This window comes from Thalassospira lucentensis (assembly GCF_032921865.1).
Lineage (GTDB): Bacteria > Pseudomonadota > Alphaproteobacteria > Rhodospirillales > Thalassospiraceae > Thalassospira > Thalassospira lucentensis_A.
Genome location: NZ_CP136684.1, coordinates 4,269,589 through 4,288,865, shown reverse-complemented (window position 1 = coordinate 4,288,865; position 19,277 = coordinate 4,269,589). Strand labels below are relative to the sequence as shown.

The 19,277-nt window shown below is 54.6% G+C and carries 17 protein-coding genes; 10 read left to right on the top strand and 7 right to left on the bottom strand.

The window, feature by feature from the left end:
* The first annotated feature begins 141 nt into the window (after window positions 1–141).
* A complete protein-coding gene (locus R1T41_RS20700) occupies window positions 142–1,134 on the top strand; it encodes a hypothetical protein (RefSeq protein ID WP_317338965.1) in 993 nt (330 codons plus the stop codon).
* On the opposite strand, the gene R1T41_RS20695 is transcribed toward R1T41_RS20700, so the two are convergent.
* Window positions 1,122–2,108 carry an AraC family transcriptional regulator gene (locus R1T41_RS20695; RefSeq protein ID WP_317338963.1) on the bottom strand — a complete coding sequence of 329 codons (987 nt, stop codon included), beginning with the start codon at window positions 2,106–2,108 and terminating at the stop codon, window positions 1,122–1,124. The two genes, R1T41_RS20700 and R1T41_RS20695, sit on opposite strands and share 13 nt — an antisense overlap.
* 124 nt (window positions 2,109–2,232) lie before the next feature.
* Between R1T41_RS20695 and R1T41_RS20690 the strand changes: the two genes are divergently transcribed.
* Window positions 2,233–3,129, top strand: a complete 897-nt coding sequence (locus R1T41_RS20690; RefSeq protein WP_317338962.1) for an SDR family oxidoreductase — start codon at window positions 2,233–2,235, stop codon at window positions 3,127–3,129.
* 60 nt (window positions 3,130–3,189) lie between these two features.
* On the opposite strand, the gene R1T41_RS20685 is transcribed toward R1T41_RS20690, so the two are convergent.
* The gene (locus R1T41_RS20685) at window positions 3,190–3,666 is read right to left on the bottom strand and encodes a hypothetical protein (protein WP_317338960.1); all 477 of its coding nucleotides are present in this window, start codon (window positions 3,664–3,666) and stop codon (window positions 3,190–3,192) included.
* 1,224 nt (window positions 3,667–4,890) lie between these two features.
* Here R1T41_RS20685 and R1T41_RS20680 point away from each other — a divergent pair.
* Entirely contained in the window at window positions 4,891–6,726 is a 1,836-nt protein-coding gene (locus R1T41_RS20680) for a GSCFA domain-containing protein (protein ID WP_317338957.1), read from the top strand.
* On the opposite strand, the gene R1T41_RS20675 is transcribed toward R1T41_RS20680, so the two are convergent.
* Window positions 6,723–7,769 (bottom strand): DMT family transporter, encoded by a 1,047-nt coding sequence (locus R1T41_RS20675; protein ID WP_317338955.1) that lies wholly within the window; start codon window positions 7,767–7,769, stop codon window positions 6,723–6,725. The genes R1T41_RS20680 and R1T41_RS20675 overlap by 4 nt on opposite strands.
* 103 nt (window positions 7,770–7,872) lie before the next feature.
* On the bottom strand, window positions 7,873–8,772 hold the full coding sequence (locus R1T41_RS20670; protein ID WP_317338953.1) for a LysR family transcriptional regulator: 900 nt from the start codon (window positions 8,770–8,772) through the stop codon (window positions 7,873–7,875).
* Window positions 8,773–8,896: 124 nt separating this feature from the next.
* Here R1T41_RS20670 and R1T41_RS20665 point away from each other — a divergent pair, with 124 nt between their 5' ends.
* Both R1T41_RS20665 and R1T41_RS20660 read left to right on the top strand, forming a co-directional pair.
* Window positions 8,897–9,229, top strand: a complete 333-nt coding sequence (locus R1T41_RS20665; RefSeq protein WP_317338950.1) for a hypothetical protein — start codon at window positions 8,897–8,899, stop codon at window positions 9,227–9,229.
* A gap of 118 nt (window positions 9,230–9,347) precedes the next feature.
* Complete coding sequence (locus tag R1T41_RS20660) at window positions 9,348–10,343, top strand: D-2-hydroxyacid dehydrogenase family protein (protein ID WP_317338948.1); 996 nt, start codon at window positions 9,348–9,350, stop codon at window positions 10,341–10,343.
* A gap of 46 nt (window positions 10,344–10,389) precedes the next feature.
* On the opposite strand, the gene R1T41_RS20655 is transcribed toward R1T41_RS20660, so the two are convergent.
* On the bottom strand, window positions 10,390–11,298 hold the full coding sequence (locus R1T41_RS20655) for a DMT family transporter (protein WP_317338946.1): 909 nt from the start codon (window positions 11,296–11,298) through the stop codon (window positions 10,390–10,392).
* A gap of 228 nt (window positions 11,299–11,526) precedes the next feature.
* Between R1T41_RS20655 and R1T41_RS20650 the strand changes: the two genes are divergently transcribed.
* Window positions 11,527–12,420 carry a helix-turn-helix domain-containing protein gene (locus R1T41_RS20650; RefSeq protein WP_247742276.1) on the top strand — a complete coding sequence of 298 codons (894 nt, stop codon included), beginning with the start codon at window positions 11,527–11,529 and terminating at the stop codon, window positions 12,418–12,420.
* A 65-nt stretch (window positions 12,421–12,485) separates the two neighbouring features.
* On the opposite strand, the gene R1T41_RS20645 is transcribed toward R1T41_RS20650, so the two are convergent.
* Both R1T41_RS20645 and R1T41_RS20640 read right to left on the bottom strand, forming a co-directional pair.
* Window positions 12,486–13,553, bottom strand: coding sequence for an EAL domain-containing protein (locus tag R1T41_RS20645; RefSeq protein ID WP_317338944.1), 1,068 nt, complete (start codon window positions 13,551–13,553; stop codon window positions 12,486–12,488).
* A gap of 158 nt (window positions 13,554–13,711) precedes the next feature.
* The gene (locus R1T41_RS20640; RefSeq protein WP_317338941.1) at window positions 13,712–15,310 is read right to left on the bottom strand and encodes an adenylate/guanylate cyclase domain-containing protein; all 1,599 of its coding nucleotides are present in this window, start codon (window positions 15,308–15,310) and stop codon (window positions 13,712–13,714) included.
* Between the two features lie 363 nt (window positions 15,311–15,673).
* On the opposite strand from R1T41_RS20640, the gene R1T41_RS20635 reads away from it, so the two are divergent.
* The 4 genes from R1T41_RS20635 (at window position 15,674) to R1T41_RS20620 (ending at window position 19,246) form a co-directional block, all read left to right on the top strand.
* Window positions 15,674–16,654, top strand: a complete 981-nt coding sequence (locus R1T41_RS20635) for a C4-dicarboxylate TRAP transporter substrate-binding protein (protein ID WP_062952136.1) — start codon at window positions 15,674–15,676, stop codon at window positions 16,652–16,654.
* 89 nt (window positions 16,655–16,743) lie between these two features.
* Window positions 16,744–17,196, top strand: a complete 453-nt coding sequence (locus tag R1T41_RS20630) for a TRAP transporter small permease (RefSeq protein WP_209223070.1) — start codon at window positions 16,744–16,746, stop codon at window positions 17,194–17,196.
* Entirely contained in the window at window positions 17,196–18,476 is a 1,281-nt protein-coding gene (locus R1T41_RS20625) for a TRAP transporter large permease (RefSeq protein ID WP_062959437.1), read from the top strand. The genes R1T41_RS20630 and R1T41_RS20625 overlap by 1 nt, the downstream gene beginning before the upstream one ends.
* Before the next feature lie 53 nt (window positions 18,477–18,529).
* Window positions 18,530–19,246 (top strand): GntR family transcriptional regulator, encoded by a 717-nt coding sequence (locus tag R1T41_RS20620; protein WP_062952137.1) that lies wholly within the window; start codon window positions 18,530–18,532, stop codon window positions 19,244–19,246.
* The last annotated feature ends 31 nt before the right edge of the window (window positions 19,247–19,277 follow it).

Here is a 19,277-nt window from a genome sequence, read left to right as displayed (position 1 = left end):
GATTTATTTCTCTAAACATCACCCACCACTAAGCCGCCTTCACCACCACCGAAATCCTCCGCCCCAACAAAGCCAACGCATCTTCCAGCCATCTAAAAGTACGAATAGATGTTATTTGTTGAGAGTTTCTTCGGGGTGGTTATGTCGTCATCGAAATTTATGTTTCCAATTGAAGAAACCGATGTTTCAGACACGGAAACACACATAAAATTCCGTTCTAAAGTTGATGAATGGTCCGAATGGCTTTCGGGCGATGATACGCACGCTATTATTCCTCATCTACATTCAATGATCTGGAATCATGCTGTGTTTCGGATTGTAAATGAATTTAGGCGAGTAAATTTTCAAAAATATTTCTTGTCTCAAAATCGATTTTTGGCTGAATTTATTGATCAGTCTTATGTCTCCTTTCAGGCAACTGCTGTTCGTCGCCAGATAGAAAGAGGCGCTCGCACTCCAAAGCATCAAGTGATTAGTCTTCAACGTCTTCTGGAAGATGTCGAAAAAAATCGAGTACTGATCACACGTGAAAATTATCTCGCATTTGAAGGTCTCCCTTACGACTGGGAGCCTGTGCGTGATAAATATTATGAGCAGTTACGGCATTCAGACGGAATGGCGACTTGGGTTAGCACAACTGGGCCAGATGCATGGGAAACTGCCCGTGCTGAACATATTTTATTTGATCAAATGTCTGGCGTAGAGGCAGCAAACCGTTGTCGCACAGATTTGATAAGTGCTGATGTTTTCAGCGAGCTGAAGAACCTGATGAGTTCTGACGTTCTTGTAAAATTAAGGGAAAGTACAAATAAACTCATTGCTCATGCTGCCGATGAATTTTCAAGGTCATCTTCTGATGAAGAGCCTCAATATTTCGCAATCAATGAGATTGGAGACTGTCACGAAATCCTTATCCGAGTAGCAAATGCTCTCGGAAACGAAATTCTGCAAATTGCACATTTTGGAACGTTCCCGACTCCCCAATTTGATATTTTTGAATTTTTTAATACGCCGTGGGCTGACAAAAGTGGCATTAAAGAGCTGAATGACTTATGGGATAAATACTCTGACAAAGTCGATGAACAAGCTAGACAAAATACCTTTATTGACTATAGGGAAGTCTATAAAGATTGATCCTCAATAGTGGCTGATATGTTCGAATATCGCCTCGGCGCACACCCCATCACCCGTTTGAACGCCGTGCTGAACGCACTTTCAGACTCATATCCCACCGACAGGGCAATTTCCGAAATCGGCAGTCCCGAATGGGTCAGGCGATCCCCCGCAAGCAGCATCCGCCAGCGGGTCAGATAGGCCATCGGCGGCACGGCAACAACATCACGGAACCGGGCGGCAAAGGCCGAGCGTGACATGCCCGCATGGCGGGCCAGTTCCTTAAGCGTCCAGGGATGTGCGGGGTCCCCATGGATGCAGGCAATCGCGGTTGCGATCTGTTTATCCGATAGCGCCGCGAACCAGTCGGGGATGTCGGGGCCGTTGGGCGCGGTTGGGATGGTTTGCCCGGTCCGATCACTTGGGCCAGTGGTGTGCGCATTTGCCAAATGCAGCCGAAGGGCCTGCACCAGCACCGTATGCGCCAGATGTTGCAGCACCAGAAAACCGCCCGGCTGGGGGTTGCTTAATTCCTGCATCATCCGTTCGACCGACCAGCGCAGGCTCGACTCATCCTGATCATTTTCAATCCGCACAATCGGCGGCAGGGAAGCCAGCAGCATGTCGGCATGCGGCCCCGAAAGGGCAAAGCGGCTGCTGACGATAAAGCATTCGCCGCCGCCATTATGCTGAACGATCCCGCCGCTTTGGGCCTTGGCAAAGACCAGCGGCGCATCAACCGGCGGGCAATCGGGATCGCTTGCCAGAAAGAAGGTCCGCCCGCGCGGCAGGACAAAGGAACTTCCCGCCGTCAACAGCACCGGACCCGCAAGGTCTTCGACGCTGACATAGCATTGCCCGGAAACGATGGTGCCGCATTTGATGGTATTGGCCTGATCGGCAAAGCGGATCGCCCAGGGACCGGCGGCATCAAACCCGGCCGACATGTAATTGCGCGGCTTAAGCAGCGACAGGATATCGGAAAGCGGATCCATGGGGTGGGGCGCCTTCTTCTGGACGATTGCAAAAGTAATATGGATCATAGCGCATGGATCGTCCAAACGCCATCGCATATCGTTCCGGCCATTGATCATGTGCAATGTGAAGTGGAGAACGGAATTGCGTATTTTTGTAACCGGGGCGAGTGGCTTTGTTGGATCGGCGGTCGTGCGCGAACTGATCGCGGCCGGGCATGAGGTTTTGGGGCTGGCGCGGTCTGATGCGTCGGCGGGTGCGCTTCTGGCGGCCGGGGCGGCGGTGCATCGCGGTGATCTTGACGATCGCCAAAGCCTGCGCGCCGGGGCGCTGGAGGCTGATGGGATCATCCATACGGCGTTCAATCACGACTTTTCGCGCTACGCCCAAAGCTGTGCCGAGGATGCGGAGGTCATTGCCGCCCTTGGCGATGCGATTGCGGGCACGCAAAAGCCGCTTGTCGTGACATCTGGCCTCGGGCTTCTGGCTGGTGGGATGCAGGTGACGGAGCAGGATGTGCCCGATTTCGGTCCGAACGCCATGCCCCGTGTCGCGACCGAACGCGCCGTCGCCGAGCTTGTGGCGCAGGGGCTTAACGTTTCGCTCATGCGCCTGCCGCCCTCGGTGCATGGAAAGGGCGATCATGGCTTTGTGCCGATCCTGATTGGCATCGCCCGTCAGACCGGCGTTTCGGCCTATATCGGCGATGGCAAGAATGCCTGGCCCGCGGTGCATCGCTTTGACGCCGCACGCGCCTATGTTCGCGCGGTCGAGGTCGCCATGCCGGGTGCCGTCTATCACCCGGTTGCCGAAACCGGCATTGCCTTTCGCGAGATTGCCGGGGTGATCGGCAAACGGCTGGGTGTGCCAACCGTATCCAAAACCCCCGCCGCCGCCGCCGATCATTTCGGCTGGTTCACCCATTTTGCCAAACTCGATTGCCCGGCGGCAAGCGACATCACGCGCCGACAACTGGGGTGGTCCCCGACAGAGGCCGGATTGCTCGCCGATATCGATCAGGATTGTTATTTCGCCCAGTAAGGATGTTGTCGCCCCGGTCAGCTTGAGCTGCCCGGGGCTGAAATATCTGGGATTGGTCGATTAAAGCGTGTCGTCCGTGATCACCCAGCCCTTTGCCTTCCAGCCTGCTGTGGACTTTTCCAGCATGCTGGCAACCGGGATCGCATAACCGCCAAAGATTTCAGTCTTGCCGTCCTGCATGGTGACGGAAAGGTCGTATTTTGCACCACCCAGTGCGGCAATAACGGCCTGTCCTCCGCCGTCCACACTGCCGGAAGACACAAACACATTTTCGATACCGCCTTGCGCGGCCATGGTCGCACCGGCAAATGACATCATATAACCAAGTCCCTGTTGTTTGGGGTTGGTTGTCATATAGCCATCCTGTGCAATCCATCCGCTGGGAACTTTGCTGAATTCACCGTCGCTTGTTGGCAGGGTATAGGAGAACTCTAGCGATGATTTCTGCGTGCTGTCGCCATCATATATTCCTTCCAGACCTGCACCTTCTGGTGAGATGTCAAAACTATGTGCATAGTCATCTGATTTGAATTTCATTTGTCGCCCCTTTGTCGGTAACATTTATTTTCATCGGCAAAGACGGTGTTGAAACTGGCTTGTGATGAGCGTCGGGTGGCAGGAGGTTGCCGCACAGCACCAGAAAGCCGCCCGGCCGGGATTGCCTGCTTCCTGCATCATCGGTTCGACGGCCTGCACAGGCTGGCTTCGTGCTGATCATTTTCGATGCGCCCATTCGTCGGCAGGGTCACCATCCGCAGATCGGCCAGCGACCCCGAAGGGGCAGGGCGCACCACGCCGCCCAAAACCGGCCCCAAACCCGACGTGCCGCAACCACCGACGCCCGAACAGACCAAGGGCCATTGCCAACCTCGCCGACCGACGGCTATCGGGTTCTCGGCTACGTCGCCCACTTTCGGGCGGTGGCGGCAACCTGCCACCCCGGCGTTCAGACAAACCTCAGGCCTTCACCAACCCCACCGACGGAGCACCATCGGGCTCTCGGTCCACGTTGCTCACCTTCCGGCCACGACAACAACCTGCCACTCCGGCGTTCAGACAAACCTCGGGCTTGCGCCAAACTCACCAACAAACGGTTTTCGGGCACACGGTCCTCGCACTTGTCAGCCCCGTCGATATCTTCGACGGGCCATGGCTTGCTGCTGCCATGGCCATCCTTCCGGCCTTGGCGACACTTCCGGCAACCGGTGAAGCCCGGACACATTTCGGGCCTTCGCCAGTTTGGCCCGCAGACGGACTTCGGGCGCACGGCCCCGACTGGTCCACCGTCGGCGGGCCCCAAGTCGCTGTTGCTCGCCGCTGCCCATGCTGCCATTGCCGCCGCTCCCGGCGAATTTAACGCTCCCTTGCCAAAAAGACGCACCTCTCCCGTCATGACAAATGACCGGGTTAGCCCTCTTAATCCTCGGGCAGGACGCCGCCGTAATGGATCCGCCATCCGCCAATCAACATCCTGCGGGTCGCCCCGCCACCCGCTCTGCGTCTTTGCCGCTGCATCCCGATCACCTCTTTCATCCGCCCCCAAACGCAAAAACCCGCGAGGCACAAGGCCTTGCGGGTTTCGGTCCGGGTGCATTTCTCCCGTTGACTTTTCTCTTATGCCATAAATAAAAGAGCAAATCAAGAACTTTTTCGGTAAAAATTATGTGGGCCAGAAAGGGGTGAGATTAAAGGATTTGATTTTACCGGCCGTCCGATAAAGACTGTTCCGAATACCGGTTTACATAGCTTTTGCAGCGGGAAATGACATTGGCCAACCCTTATGAAGATTTGAAACAGGAACGTTTCTGGCGATACGGGGTTGCGCTTTCGGACCCGCGCAATGTTGCCGATATTCATGCGCCGAAATGGGGAATTGCGCCGGACGATACGGTTGTGACGATGGGCAGCTGCTTTGCCCAGCATATTGCAACATGGCTGCGCGAACGTGATCTGAATGTTCCGTTCTTTGACACGGATGACAATATCAAATCGCGTAATTTCTCTGCCAATTACGGCAATATCTATACCGTCAGGCAGGCCCTGCAACTGACGTCGGAAATCGCCGGAAAGCGCGGCTGCTCTGACACGGCCTGGCAATCGGGAAACGGTTTTGTCGATCCGCTGCGTCCCAATGTGTTTGCGTCACCGGTGGCAAGCGGTGACGCGATTGGTGAATTGCGCAAAACCCATCTCAAGGCGGTCGAGAAGGCATTTACCGATCTTGATATTCTTGTTTTCACGCTTGGTCTGACCGAGGCGTGGCAGGTGAATGCCTGTGGCACGGTTCTTCCGGTTGCGCCCGGCGTTGCGGGCGGGGATTACGATCCGCAAAAATACAGCTTTGTAAACTTCGCCTATCCCGAAATACGTGCCGACCTTGAACAGTTTTGCACGGCAATACGGGAAATGCGCGGGGGGCGTGATTTCAGGCTGATCCTGACGGTATCCCCGGTGCCTTTGACCGCGACCTATGAAGAACGGCACATCCTGCAATCCACAACCTATTCCAAGGCGGTATTGCGTGCTGTTGCCGGGGATTTTGCATCGGAAAACGCGTTTGCCGACTATTTCCCGTCGTTCGAGATCATCAATAATCCGGCCGCTAAAAGCAGCTTTTTTGAAGACAATTTCCGATCCGTAAAATCCGATGCGGTCGAAACCGTCATGAACCATTTCATGGCGAGCTATTTCCCCGATGGTGTTGCGAAAAGTCAGTCGGCAGGTTCTGCTGCGCCGGAGAAAGCAACAGCGCCCGCGCCCGCAACAGCAACTGTTGCGAAATCAATGGATGCCGATTGCGAGGATGAATTGCTGGAAGGCTTTGCCAGCAAGCGTGACGTCAATGCAAGGTTTGGCAAGAATGGCGAGGATATGGTTGTTGCGTTTGGTGACAGCCATATGGTCAATTCCAGCAAGAAGATCGAGGAATATGACGAAGCCCGGAACTTCGCCATAGCTCCGGTCCGTTTTCTCGCCAACAATCCGGCACGCGAAATAAATGTTCATCGCTTCAGAACGTTTATCTTCAAGGAAGAACATTCCAACTTCAAAGATTTCTTTGTTCAAAATCCGGGGGACCTGGTTCTGGTCGGGATAGGCCTGTTTGGGGATAACATCATCCGTGCCCACGGCGACATGAAGCCCCAAATCGAAGGTGCCAGCGGCAGTGATATTACACCAGCCCTGCCGTGCTTGAACGGTGTCACACCTGAACTGGTTCAGATGTATGTGCAAAAAATCACGCCCAATATCGCGTTCGGAAGACAGCTGGAAAAGATGACAGCCTATAAGCGGATTTTCTGGATCGTATCGCCTGACATGCCCGAACAAACGGCACGCTTCCGGTTAGGGGATCACTTTGTCGATGGCGGTTATTACAATGTGCACAAACGGGCATACATAGAGGCGTTTAAAATGCTTGTGCATAATCTGGGCAGGACCAAATTCATTCTCCATCCCTGGCCAGACCTTTGCAACGAAACCGGCTTTACCAGGAACGAGTTCGCCGGAAGCGACAATGTGACCGATATTCACGTGAACAAGGACTATTACGAATATGCGGTCACAAGGTTACTGGAACTGATGAAAGGGGACTAATCCCCTTTCCGGGAAAAGAATAAACGCCCATCAATCACGGCAAGCCCCAATCCGATCACCACCATCCCGCCAATCTGGCGCAGTGCCAGCGTTTCGCCTAGGAACATAACACCCAACAAAATCGCGCTGACCGGGATCAGGAAGGTGACGAGCAGAAGGTTGCTGGCCCCCGCACGGTTCAGAAGCTGGAAATACAGGATATAGGCCAGCGCCGTGCTAAATGCCGCGATGCCGAGCACGGCAAGGATGGTTTCGGTTTTTGGAAACGGCAGGTTCCAGGGTGTATCGATAAGGATACAAAGCGGGATCAGCATCAGGCTTGATGCACTGGTTTGGCCTGCGGCCGTGAGGATCGGCGGGCTGTTTTTGAAGCGTCGGCCAAACACGCCCGCACACCCATAGGAGACCGCGGCCAGAAGCACCGCAAATGGCGCGAGTGCGGCGACGTTTGTCACATTGTTTATGCTGGCTTCCATGGCATCGGGCAGCCCTATGACGATGATAACGCCGATAAAACCGGTCAGAACACCAATCACTTTGCGCCGAGACAGCCTTTCATTATCGGTCGCCAGATGCGCAATGATCAGGGTGAAAAGCGGCGTCGTCGCATTCAGGATTGCCGCCAGACTGCTTGCAATATGGGTCTGTCCCCAGACGATAAGGCAAAAGGGGATCAGATTGTTAAGCGCCCCCATGACAAGAAAACCCAGCCATATTTTCGGGTCATGCGGGATCACGATATGGCGTAACAGAACCACCCACCACAGGATCATCGCGGCAATCGCCACCCGCCCCAGAACAAGGGTAAAGGGCGGCAAATCGACAAGCGCGATTTCGGTAAAGAAAAACGACCCGCCCCACAGCACCGAAAGCACAATCAGCATCAACCAGCTCCGCCCATCCATGCGCGGGGATGGGTCATTGCTCTGGCTGATTTTTCCCGGTTCTGGCCGGGGTGCTATCGGGCCTGCCGGAATGCGTTTTGCCAGTGTGCGGTTGCGCTCATGTTCCGGGTAAAGGGCAATCCATGTATCCGTGCTCATATCCATGATCCGTCTGAAATGTGGTGGTGACGGAATGGATGTTAAAGCGTGCTGGCGTTGCTGGCTGGCCAGATTCGGACATCAACGCTGGCTATCAAAATGCTCAGGCAAAAAGCCGCATGCCGCGCTCCGCCGCCATTTTAAAACTGCTCACGACATGCTCCGCCAGGGCATCCTCTGCCGGGCCGGTACCGGGGCGCTTGGCCAGGGTTATGCGGTATTCGCCAAGCTTGGGCAGGCCGTGGCGGGCATCGAGATGGATCAGGCGATCGGAAATCACGCTGATCGGGACCGGACAGATCGCAAGGTCAGCCTCGGTTGCGGCAATCTGGGCCTGACAAAACTCGCTGGTATAGGCAACGCGGTAATTGATCCCCGCTTCGTCAAGCGCCCGCAATGCCATCGCCCGCCAATAACATCCCGGTTCGGCCAGTGCGACCGGAAGCGGGCGTTTTTCAATCGCCATTCCGTTGCGAGCACCAAGCCAGACAAGCGGTTCACTATGGATTGGCGGTTGCGGATCAAGTTCGGGGTCATAGCTGAAAACGGCGATATCGGTGGTGCCGTCGGCAATGCGCTGGCGCAGCCTTGCGGTCGGACCAAGAAAGACATCGACCTCGACATGCGGGTGGCTGATGGCAAAACGGCGCATGATTTCGGGAATGGCGATGATCCCGTTATCATTGGGCACGCCAAGCTGCACTTTTCCTGCAAAATCCGGGGTGCGGAAGCGTGACATGACCTCATCATTGAGCTGCAGAAGACGTCGTGCAAAACCCAATAAAACCTCGCCATCCGGGGTCAGTCGTACCCGGCGGGTTTCGCGTTCAAACAGGCTGCATCCGACAATTTCCTCAAGCTTCTTGACCTGAAGACTGATGGCAGAGGCACTGCGATTGACCCGTTCTGCCGCGCGCGAAAAGTTGCCGGTCTCACAAATCGCGACAAAGGTCCGCGCCAGATCAAGATCAAGATTTGGCAGGTTTTCGGGCAAAGAGGACATGTGTGATTGCCAATTAATGAGTTTTCCCAATCAAATATGTTAAATCTTCTCGTTTGTCTCATCAATAAGAAATCCTCATCATCTCGTTATCAGTGATTGGGAAAACTTGAAAAGGATGATGGCCATGGCAGCGCAAATTTCATGCGAACCGACGGTAGCCGCCAAAACCGACGTGACCAGCAGGTCCGATGGGGTGTGGGCCAGAATGGCGGGTTTTGGGGCCAAATGGCGCGTGCGTCGCGAAGCGTATCGGCGGAACCTGCGCGAGGTTGACGCTATGCTGGCGATGGAAGACTGGATGCTGCAAGACGTCTATGGGGTATGGCATGGTGATGTGATCGCAGCCAAGCGCAGCCTTATGGCTGATCGGCACAATCCCGGTTGGCGGCTTTCACGGTTTTTACAGGATCGCATAGAGGCAAACCGGAAGGAAAAGCAAAGGTGGAAAGGGCGATAAAATTGGATATGGACGATCTGTATTGCACCACCATTCTCCCGGTGCGAGTATCGCCCAAAGTGTCGTGATCACGGCGAATAAATGCCCTTACATACGGTAAAACATGGCGGGATTTGGAATGAAGATCACAATTCTTGACGACTATCTCGACAGCATTTTTCATCTGCCATGCTATGAAAAACTGGCCGGGCATGACGTAACGATCCTTCGGCAGAAATATGATGATCCGGCGGAACTGGCACACGCGATTGGCGATGCGGAGGCGGTCGTCCTGTTTCGTGAACGCACCAAAATCACCGATGAATTGCTGGCACATTTGCCAAATGTAAAACTGATCAGCCAGCGCAGTGCTTATACCCATATTGATGTCGATGCCTGCACGAAACGCGGCGTGTTGCTGTGTTCGAAACAGGGGGCGGGCAAGGCGCCATCCTATGCGGCGGCCGAAATGACATGGGCGCTGATCATGGCATCCGCCCGCCAGATCGTCGAACAGAACGCGTCGCTTAAAGCCGGGCAGTGGCAGATGGGGATCGGCAAGACATTGCGCGGGCGAACCATCGGTATCCTCGGATATGGCAAGATTTCGCGCGTGGTGGCGGGTTATGCCAAGGCGTTCGGGATGAATGTGCTGGTCTGGGCGTCCGAGGCATCGCGCAAGGCCGCTACTGATGACGGGCTGGATGTTGCCGCGTCACGCGAGGCGTTCTTTGCAGCTCCCGATATCATCACGGTGCATATGCGCCTGACCCCGGAAACTCGCGGGATAATTACGGCCGATGATCTCGCACGGATGCGACCCGGAAGCCTGTTTGTCAACACATCGCGGGCCGGGTTGGTGGCACCGGGCGCGCTTCTGGCGGCCCTTGATGCCGGGCGGCCGGGCAAGGCCGCAGTGGATGTGCTGGATACCGAACCCTTAACCGACCCGGATGACCGGTTTGCCAACCATCCCAATGTTCTGGCAACCCCGCATGTCGGCTTCGTGACCGAGGATGAGCTGGACATGCAGTTTGGCGATATTTTCGATCAGGTGGTCGCCTATGCCAATGGCGATCCGATCCATATGATCAACCCCGAAGTCTGGCAGGGGCGCAAAGCCAAACCGGCATAGATTGGCAAACGGTCGCCCGCGATATCGTCAGGCGACCGTTTTTTGTTCATGCCTTTGCAGCGGCTTTGGCGGCTCTGGCTTTTGCGCCGGGCAGGCGGGCAAATATCGTGATATTGCCAAGGAAGATCATGACAAGCCCCGTCGCCCCAATCGGCGTCCAGACATAACCTTCAAGGAAGGTGGAAACCGTAAGGGCCACCACCGGGAACAGGACGGTGACATAGGCCGCACGTCCTGCGCCGACCCGATGCACCAGCGCCAGATAGGCAATGAAGGCAACGACCGAGCCCGGAATGGCCAGATACAGAAGACCGCCGATATAGACCGGATCGGTCGGTATGACCGGCGTCTGACCGCGCAGCAGGGCAAAGATGAACAGCAATACCGCACCATAGGCCATGCCACGCGCCACCGCATCGCGGTTGGGAATACCCATGGCGTTCAGTTTGACCGAAACCATGTTACCCATGCTAAACACCGCCGTCCCGCCAAGGGCAAACAAAAGGCCGGTGATGGCATGCGGATTATGCGACAGCGCGTAAATCTGATTGGCAAACAGACAGGCAATACCGCCAAGGCCAAATGCCGCCCCAAAGACAAAGCGCAGACCCGGCCGCTGTCCATAAAAGGCCCAATTGCCAAGCGCATTGAAAATGGTCGAGGTGGTAAAGATCACCGCAACAATCCCCGATGCGATATAGCCGGTGGCCGAATACATCAGGATAAAGTTGATGCCAAACAGCCCGCAGCCGAGAAGCACGATCCAAGGATGGGCCCGCCACGGAACCGGTCGCCATTTGCGCGACAGGATCAGAAAACCGCACAACACCACGGCGGCTAGCAGGAAGCGGTAGAATATCGACATTTCAATCGGGATCGGCCCGATCTGGAGCTTGATCGCATACCAGGTAAATCCCCAGCAGGCCGTGACGATCAGAAAAAGCAGGGCGGTCATGATAACGGGGCAACTCCGGTGACGAGAGGGGCAGGGCGAAAAACAGGACAAGGTCGATATGTGGGGCATATCCCAAGCCCGTTTATAGACTGTTTGGGCGATGTACGGCTTTCACGAACTTGCGGTGTTTTTCACAATCTTGCGCAAATCAATGCAGCCATTCGCACGACGGGCTTTGCAATATGGTGCCGCAATGCGATGATCAGGCCTCAGAAACAGGACGTGCAGATGTTTGTGCCCAATGGTCGATACCAGAATTTTGAAGTCTATAATCAGCTGATCGGTGATGCCGAACTGCTGAATGCGGGCGATTTTGGCGACAGCATTTCGGCCGCACACTGGCGGCGCAATGCGGATGTCATGACCCGCTATACCGATCCCGACCATCACACCATCAGCCTCTATGTCAACGGTGGCACCGGCATTAAACGCCAGATCGGACCCGATCCGCTAACCGGTGGCGGGCCGGGGCGCTGTTGCCTGATGCCGGCGCATCTGACATCGGACTGGGTGGTCAATGGCGAGGTCGAGCTGTTCCACCTTTATATCCCGCATTCTGCATGGGAACGCGCGGTGGTCGAGGCGTTCGACATCGAACCCAACGCCGTCGAAGTCCCTGAAAAGACCTTTTTCCTTGATCCCCTGATCGAGCAGACAATCCGTCACGCCATGTTGCCACTGGACTGGGATGCACCGGCTGATCGTATGGCAATGTCGAGTGCGGGGCAGATGCTGATGGGGCATATGCTGCGCAGCTATTCCTCGAAACGGGATCTGGAATTTCGGGTACGTGGCGGCCTGTCGCCGCAAATCAGACGCCGGGTCTTTGATTTTATCGAAGCCAATCTGGATCAGCCGCTTTCACTCGAACAGATTTCGGCCGAGGCGGGGCTTTCGCCCTATCATTTCGCGCGTATGTTCCGCCAGTCCGTGGGCGAGGCACCGCATAAATATGTTCTGCGCCGCCGGATCGAGGCCGCAAAACAGATGTTGCGTGATCCGGCACTGTCGGTTGCCGATATCGCGCATGCCACCGGCTTTTCAAGCCAGGCCCATCTGACCACAAGGTTTAGCGGTTTCACCGGCTTGACCCCGGCAAAATTCCGAAGCGTCGCCCGGTAACTGCGGGGCGTCCGTGTCTCGTCCCTGTAGGCAAGAGATGGCGTCACAGAATAATTGGATTGGGCTTATGCGCCATCGGCAAAAGGCACGGCATTTGGCCTTCCAAGCAGATACCCTTGCACATAGTCCACGCCGTAATCGGTCAGGAAATCAAGTTCGCCCTGACGTTCAATTCCTTCTGCTACGACATCGATGTCGAGCTGTTTGGCCAGGTCGATCAGCTTGCTAACGATAGCCTGTTTGTATTTGTCCTGATCAACATGGTCGATCAGATCCCGGTCGATTTTAATGATGTCGGGTTGCAATTGCGGCAGCATGTTCAGGGTCGAATAGCCCGATCCGACATCGTCCAGTGCAACCCGAAATCCTGAGTCGCGATAGGATTTCAAAATCGCGCCAAGATGCTCGATACTCCGCACTTTTTCGGTTTCGATCACTTCAAAGACAACCTTGTTGCGATCCAGTCCGCATTCCGAAACGACGTCAATCGTTGTACGCAGGCAGGAATCCGGATCGTAGATCGAACTTGGCGTAAAGTTGATAAACAGATTGCCCGAAATGCCAGCTTCGTGCGCGTTGCGAACATTTGCCGCACGCGCCGCCCGGTCAAGCTGGAACAGCAAATCGGCTGATTGGGCGGCGCCAAACAACTTATCCGGGGTGATGACATTGCCGGTTTTATCGGTCCCGCGGATCAGGCATTCGTGCGCATAGGGCTTGGTGATGTTTTCAGCCGCAAAAATCGGTTGAAAAACGGATTTCAGGCGATTGTCCCGCAGCATGTCGCCCAGCCATTCGGCGCCGATCTGTGCGCGAATGGCACCAAGCGAGGTGACGCGCGCAATGTCGTCAAGTTGCGGTTCCATGCTGCCAGCCATAATCAACGCCTTGGTGTCGGCGATTTCCTCGGGCAGCAGGTTTTCGGAAATTGCATCAATCAGCGGGCGCAGACCCGGACGAACATAATCAAGATAAAGCGTTGCAACCGACGCGCTTTTTTCTGCCGAATGCCCAAGCTTTTTGATACTGGCGAGAATTTTACCGGTTGTATGTGCAACGGGTGGCCAAAGGTAAAGGCGGCCTTCGCTCGGCGCAATTTCCGGTATCTGATCGCACTTTTCGCAGAAGGTCAAAATCGTCTCCGCTTTTAGGTTTGCCGCTCACCCGAAGGCCCGTCATCTTGCAAGATGATGAATTATTTCATTAAAACATATGGGATTGGGGTTTGGCAAAAAAGGCTAAATTTCGAGCGGCGCATTTAGTTGCGGACTGGCATATCGGAAAAGCCAATTTACTCATCTGAAATGGTGAACAGGTCAACCGGTTGCTGGCGACCACGAATGGTAAAGGAACCCAGGGCTTTAAAGGCAATTGTCCCGCCCGTGGCGGTATTGACCAGTTCTCGGGTTGCGGCACTGATCAGAATCTCGGTGCCGGTTTCCTTGTTCATGGCTTCAAGGCGCGATGCAAGGTTGGCCGTATCGCCCTGAATGGTGAAATCGATCCGGTCCCCCGATCCGACAGGGCCGGCAACCACCGGCCCGGAATGAATACCGATCCGTGTTTGGACATTCATGGTGCCTGCGAATTTATGATGGCGGGTAATGTTTTGCATGGTGATGGCCGCTCGTACAGCGTTGGCAGCGTGATCAGGATCTTCGTGCAGGACATTGAACACGGCATGAAGCGCATCGCCGACATAGTTCAGAACCACACCGCGGTGATTGCGGATCGGTGCATTGACCAGATCGAAATATTCGTTCAGCAGGGCAATGACATCAGCCGGTTCCATATCCTCCGACAGGCGCGTAAAGCCGCTGATATCAGTAAACATTACCGTGGCAAAGCGAAGCTCCCCGGCCGCGCGGGGATCGCCGCTTTGTTCACGTTTCATGGCCAGTTCGACCACATCCTGACTGACATAGCGTTCGAACGCACGGCGCATTCGGTCTTTTTCCTCCAGCCCCGCAGCCATTCGATTAAATTCGAATGCCAGTCGGCTGACTTCATCGTCGCTGGTGACGGCGATACGGGTTGTGGTTTGTCCTGCGCCGATTTCACGCACGGCTTCGGTCAATTGTCCGATCGGACGGGTAAGGGTGCGGCTGATGAAAAACAGACACAAAACGGCAGCAGTTTCCGTTGCAATCACATCAAGGATCACGGCTTGCTCAACGCTTAGTCCCTGTGCTGCACGGATATCGCGAAACAGCGTAATATCAAGCAGAATGGCTACCGATGAAATCATGGTCAAGGCCAGGATCACAATAGCCAAGCGTAATCCGATGCGCCCGCGTCCGGGATGATATTCAATTCCCCAAAGATCATGTGTCTGTTTGCGAATGATTTCAGCACAGTCGGCCGAGGCGAAAAACGCATAGATCGCAAAATGTGCGGCATAAGCAAAGCTGAACCATGACGCGGCGTAGATTTTGGTTGCCAGATCAACCTCTGGCAGGTCGGCCTGATTGACGTTGAAGGTGCCAAGACCGAATGCGGCGAGGCAATAGGCAAGCCCGACCATGAAGGCCCAGATTGCGGAAAGAACATGAAGCTTGCGCAGGCGCCGTAGGCCGGTACTGCGTTTGATGGGCTGCTGGTGCGCTAGTGCATTGATCATCCGCAAAATCGGTTGGAAAATCAAAATTGCCCCGGCGGTATTGAGGGCAACCAGAATAACGGCATTAATGATGGCCGCCCGCCAGATGACCGAAAAGTTGCCCGAGATCAGAACATAAGCGCCGGAAAAGCACACATCGATGAAAGCCATGCCCGCCATCGACAGAATGTAACGGACAAGCATGGCGTGACTGGGCGCAATGGTGCTGTCCGATACGGGTTGCCCGACAATGGGCGAGGAGGTGTGCGCGTGCCCGGTATCCGTTGTCACGGTGTGATCCTGTTGTTTTGCACGTTTTACGCGTCGCGTTGCCGCAGGGTTCAGTCACGGTTCCGTGTGATGCGGATTATTTCGTGTCTGTCGAAGATGACCGGTAAATGTGATGGGGCTTTGTACAGAATATGGCAGCTCCGGATCGCCGTTTTCGTGTTTGGAGCGGGGGGCTAATCATTTCCAAGTTTATTACAAGTCTCGGCCTGAAGAATTGATAAAACCATTTAAGTTGTTGATTTTAATGAATTTTAACAAGTTGAGAAATCAGTTGACAAGATTGATCTCGCATATCTAAAATTTCAAACAAACTAAAATATCAATTAATGGCAAAAACGCCAATCCAACGGGAGGACTTCCATAATGAACTTTACTGTGAAAACACTTGGAATCTGTGCCGTGCTTGCCGGGGCGCTTGCCGCAGGCATGCCTGCGACGGCTGCAACGACGCTTCGCATCGGGACTGTTCTCGCACCGAATGACCCGATGGGGCAGGGGCTTGAGAAGTTCAAGCTTGATGTGGAAAAAGCCACCAATGGTGAAGTGGTTATCGAGGTTTTCCACAATTCGCAGCTTGGCGACACCACCGAGATGATCGATCAGGCCCGTGCCGGTGCCGCGATTGGAACGGTCACCGATGTTGCCCGTCTTTCAAGTTTCGTTCCGTCGCTGGCGATCATGTCGGCACCGTTCCTGTTTGATAATTACGAGCAGGCCGACAAATTTGCCCTTTCGGATGAATATATCGCCTGGGGTGACGAGCTTCGCGAGAAGTCTGGCCTCGTGATGATTGCATCGAACTGGTATCAGGGCGCGCGCCATGCCTTGACGCAGCACCCGGTTTCAAGCCCTGCTGATCTTGCCGGTGTCCGGATGCGGACAATCGGTGCGCCAGTCTGGATCGAAACCATCCGCGCGATGGGGGCCGAGCCAACCCCGATTGCCTGGGGCGAAGTTTACACTGCCTTGCAGCTTGGCACGATTGACGGTGCCGAAGCCCAGCCGACCGCAATCTGGAATGCCAAACTGTATGAAGTGATCAAGAATGTGACCAAGACCGGCCATATTCAGCTTGTTACCGCATTGGTCGTCGGTGCCGATGCATGGGATGACATTTCCCCCGAAAACCAGAAAATCGTCCGTGATCTTGCGGTTGAGGATGGCCGCTATGCATCGCAACTGACCATCGAACTCGGCGAAAAAGCCCTTGAAGATGTTGCCGCAAGCGGGGTTGAAGTCAGCGAAGTCGATCTTGCACCGTTCAAGGAAGCTGTAAAGCCGGTTTACAAGCAGCTTGATCTCGAAGCGGAAGCCGCCATCGTTAATAAAGTTCTTGGCCGCTGATTTCCCGGTGACAGTTAACGTGCCTTTCGAATGTGCGTTGTTCCGGATGCGGGGCAACGCACTTCAAACTTCAAGATGGAATGGAATACATGCTCAAGCAAATTGAGTTTGCCTGCGCCGGGATTCTGCTGGTTGCGGTCGTCATTCTTGTCGGCGTTGCGTCAATTGCCAGGGCCATGGGATCACCGATTATCTGGTCGATTGAAATGGCTCAGCTGATTTTTGTCTGGCTTTGCATGCTGGCAGCTGACATTGGCATGCAGGAAAACCGGCATTTCGGTCTCCAGATTCTGCAAGACAACATATCCCCCAAAGCACGCGATCTGGTCGAACTGTTCAACATCGTCGTGATCATCAGCTTCCTTGCGTTTCTGCTGTATTACGCGTGGGGCAACATGATTTTGATGCATCCCCGTCTTGTCGGCGCAACGCAGATTCATGCCTCTTACATTCATGCTTCGATGGTTGTCGGTCTGCTCCTTTTGATGCGGACCATGGTGTTTAAACTTGTCGAACGAATTCGAAGCAGGGGGCTGTTCTGATGCTGATACTGATTGCGGTACTGTTTACGGTTTTTCTGGTCATCGGAATGCCTGTCGCCTTTGCCCTGGCACTTGCTTCGGTGCCGGTCTTCATTCTGACCGGAGCCATGCCGCCAACCGTGGTGATCCAGAAAATGGTAACGGCAACACAAAGCTTCCCGCTTTTGGCCGTGCCGTTCTTTATCCTTGCCGGAAACCTGATGAATGTGACGGGGATTACGTTCCGCCTGGTCAAATTTGCCCGTCTGCTGACCGGCTGGATGGCCGGGGGGCTGGCGCAGGTTTCGATCGTTTTAAGCTTCATGATGGGCGGGATTTCGGGCTCGGCTGTTGCCGATGCCTCGATGGAGGCGCGCCTTCTGGGGCCCAGCATGATCAAGCAGGGCTATTCCAAGGCATCAACGGCTGCTGTTCTGGCCTTCGGGTCGGTTATCACCGCGACCATTCCGCCAAGCATCGGTTTGATCCTGTTCGGGTTTGTGAATGAGGTTTCGATCGGTCGTCTGTTCCTCGCGGGTATTTTGCCCGGCATTTTCCTGACGATTGTTCTGATGATCACATCCTGGTTTGTGGCGCATAAAAACGGCTACAAACCCGATCTGCCAACGGTGCCGAGTGCAAAAGAACTTTGGTCGAGCTTTTCGGAAAGTATCTGGGCACTGGCATTTCCGGTCATTCTGATCGTCGGTTTCCGGTTCGGCCTGTTCACTGCGACCGAGGCAGGGGCTTTCCTTGTTTTCTATGCGCTTTGTGTCGGGTTTTTCGTTTATCGGGAACTGGACTGGAAAAAGCTTTACGAGGCAGTGACCGGTTCTGTTTCCGATCTTGGAATGGTGATGTTGCTGATCATTATGGCTGCCGTTCTTGGCTATGCCATGACCATCGAACGCGCCCCCCAGCAGATTACCGAATTTGTCACAACGCTTACCGAAAACCCGGTTCTGATCCTGACCCTTGTTGTTGCGGTTCTTGTCATCAGTGGCATGTTCCTTGAAGGGGCGGCCAATATTCTTTTGGTTACGCCGATTGTCATGCCGGTTCTGGTCAATGCCGGATATGACCCGGTCCATATGGGGATTTTGATCGTGACGCTGATCAACTTTGGCGGGCTGACGCCGCCGGTCGGGGTCATCATGTTTACGGTTTGCGGCATTCTTGATGTCAAAACCGGTGCTTATACCCGGGCATCGATCCCGTTCTTCATTGCGATGGCGGTATTTTTCATTCTGATGGCGGCAGTGCCAAGCTTGACGTTGTTATTGCCCAACGCCTTGATGTAATTAGGGACCCAAAGGATGCAGGCATTGCGCAATTGCCGGGGAGTTGAGTGAAGATGAACACATTTATGGGCGGTTTCATGCCTGTTCAGGATGGCGGGATAAAAGCCAATGCGCATGTTCCGGCCTCGGCACTTGTGTATGAGGAAATCAGAAGCCGGATCATTTCGCTGGCACTTCCGCCTGAAACAACACTGGTTCGGGCGGAACTGGCCGAAAGCTTCAAAGTCAGTCAATCCCCGGTACGTGAAGCCATCATGCGTCTGGAACAGGACGGGCTGGTTGCATCCTATCCCCAGTCGCGCACCATTGTGACCAAGATAGATGTTGCCCGCATTCGCGAAGAACATTTTCTGCGCGTTGCTGCGGAATGCGAAGTTGTTCGGCAATTGGCGGAAATGGGCGAAACCGGCGCGGTTGTCAAAGCCAAGGGCATTATCAAAATGCAGGAAGCGCTTGCAGGCGATATCGAACAGATCGATCTGTTCAAGCAGCTTGACGAGACGTTTCATGCCGCCCTGTTTACCGGTGTGAACCAGTCCAACCTGCATGTGCAGGTAACGGCGCGAAGCGGCCACCTGGCACGCGTCCGCATGCTTGATCTGCCGCGTGCAGGCAAAATGCTTTCGGTGCTTGAGGGGCACAAGGCGGTTATTGCAGCGATCCAGTCTGGTGACGGAAATCTGGCCAGTTCTGAAATGCGCAAGCACCTTTCAGGGACGATGGAACGTTTGCCGCAGATCGTCGAAGAAAACAGGGAACTGTTTTCATAAGGTTTTGGCCTTCCTCCCGGGCGACCGATGC

Bases quoted from the DNA above. Each gene is read 5' to 3' on its own strand.
- R1T41_RS20650 (WP_247742276.1), top strand. From the start codon at position 11,527: ATGTTTGTGCCCAATGGTCGATACCAGAATTTTGAAGTCTATAATCAG.
- R1T41_RS20665 (WP_317338950.1), top strand. From the start codon at position 8,897: ATGGCAGCGCAAATTTCATGCGAACCGACGGTAGCCGCCAAAACCGAC.
- R1T41_RS20685 (WP_317338960.1), bottom strand. From the start codon at position 3,666: ATGAAATTCAAATCAGATGACTATGCACATAGTTTTGACATCTCACCA.
- R1T41_RS20655 (WP_317338946.1), bottom strand. From the start codon at position 11,298: ATGACCGCCCTGCTTTTTCTGATCGTCACGGCCTGCTGGGGATTTACC.
- R1T41_RS20635 (WP_062952136.1), top strand. From the start codon at position 15,674: ATGAACTTTACTGTGAAAACACTTGGAATCTGTGCCGTGCTTGCCGGG.
- R1T41_RS20675 (WP_317338955.1), bottom strand. From the start codon at position 7,769: ATGAGCACGGATACATGGATTGCCCTTTACCCGGAACATGAGCGCAAC.
- R1T41_RS20670 (WP_317338953.1), bottom strand. From the start codon at position 8,772: ATGTCCTCTTTGCCCGAAAACCTGCCAAATCTTGATCTTGATCTGGCG.
- R1T41_RS20680 (WP_317338957.1), top strand. From the start codon at position 4,891: ATGACATTGGCCAACCCTTATGAAGATTTGAAACAGGAACGTTTCTGG.
- R1T41_RS20625 (WP_062959437.1), top strand. From the start codon at position 17,196: ATGCTGATACTGATTGCGGTACTGTTTACGGTTTTTCTGGTCATCGGA.
- R1T41_RS20620 (WP_062952137.1), top strand. From the start codon at position 18,530: ATGAACACATTTATGGGCGGTTTCATGCCTGTTCAGGATGGCGGGATA.
- R1T41_RS20660 (WP_317338948.1), top strand. From the start codon at position 9,348: ATGAAGATCACAATTCTTGACGACTATCTCGACAGCATTTTTCATCTG.
- R1T41_RS20700 (WP_317338965.1), top strand. From the start codon at position 142: ATGTCGTCATCGAAATTTATGTTTCCAATTGAAGAAACCGATGTTTCA.
- R1T41_RS20630 (WP_209223070.1), top strand. From the start codon at position 16,744: ATGCTCAAGCAAATTGAGTTTGCCTGCGCCGGGATTCTGCTGGTTGCG.
- R1T41_RS20695 (WP_317338963.1), bottom strand. From the start codon at position 2,108: ATGGATCCGCTTTCCGATATCCTGTCGCTGCTTAAGCCGCGCAATTAC.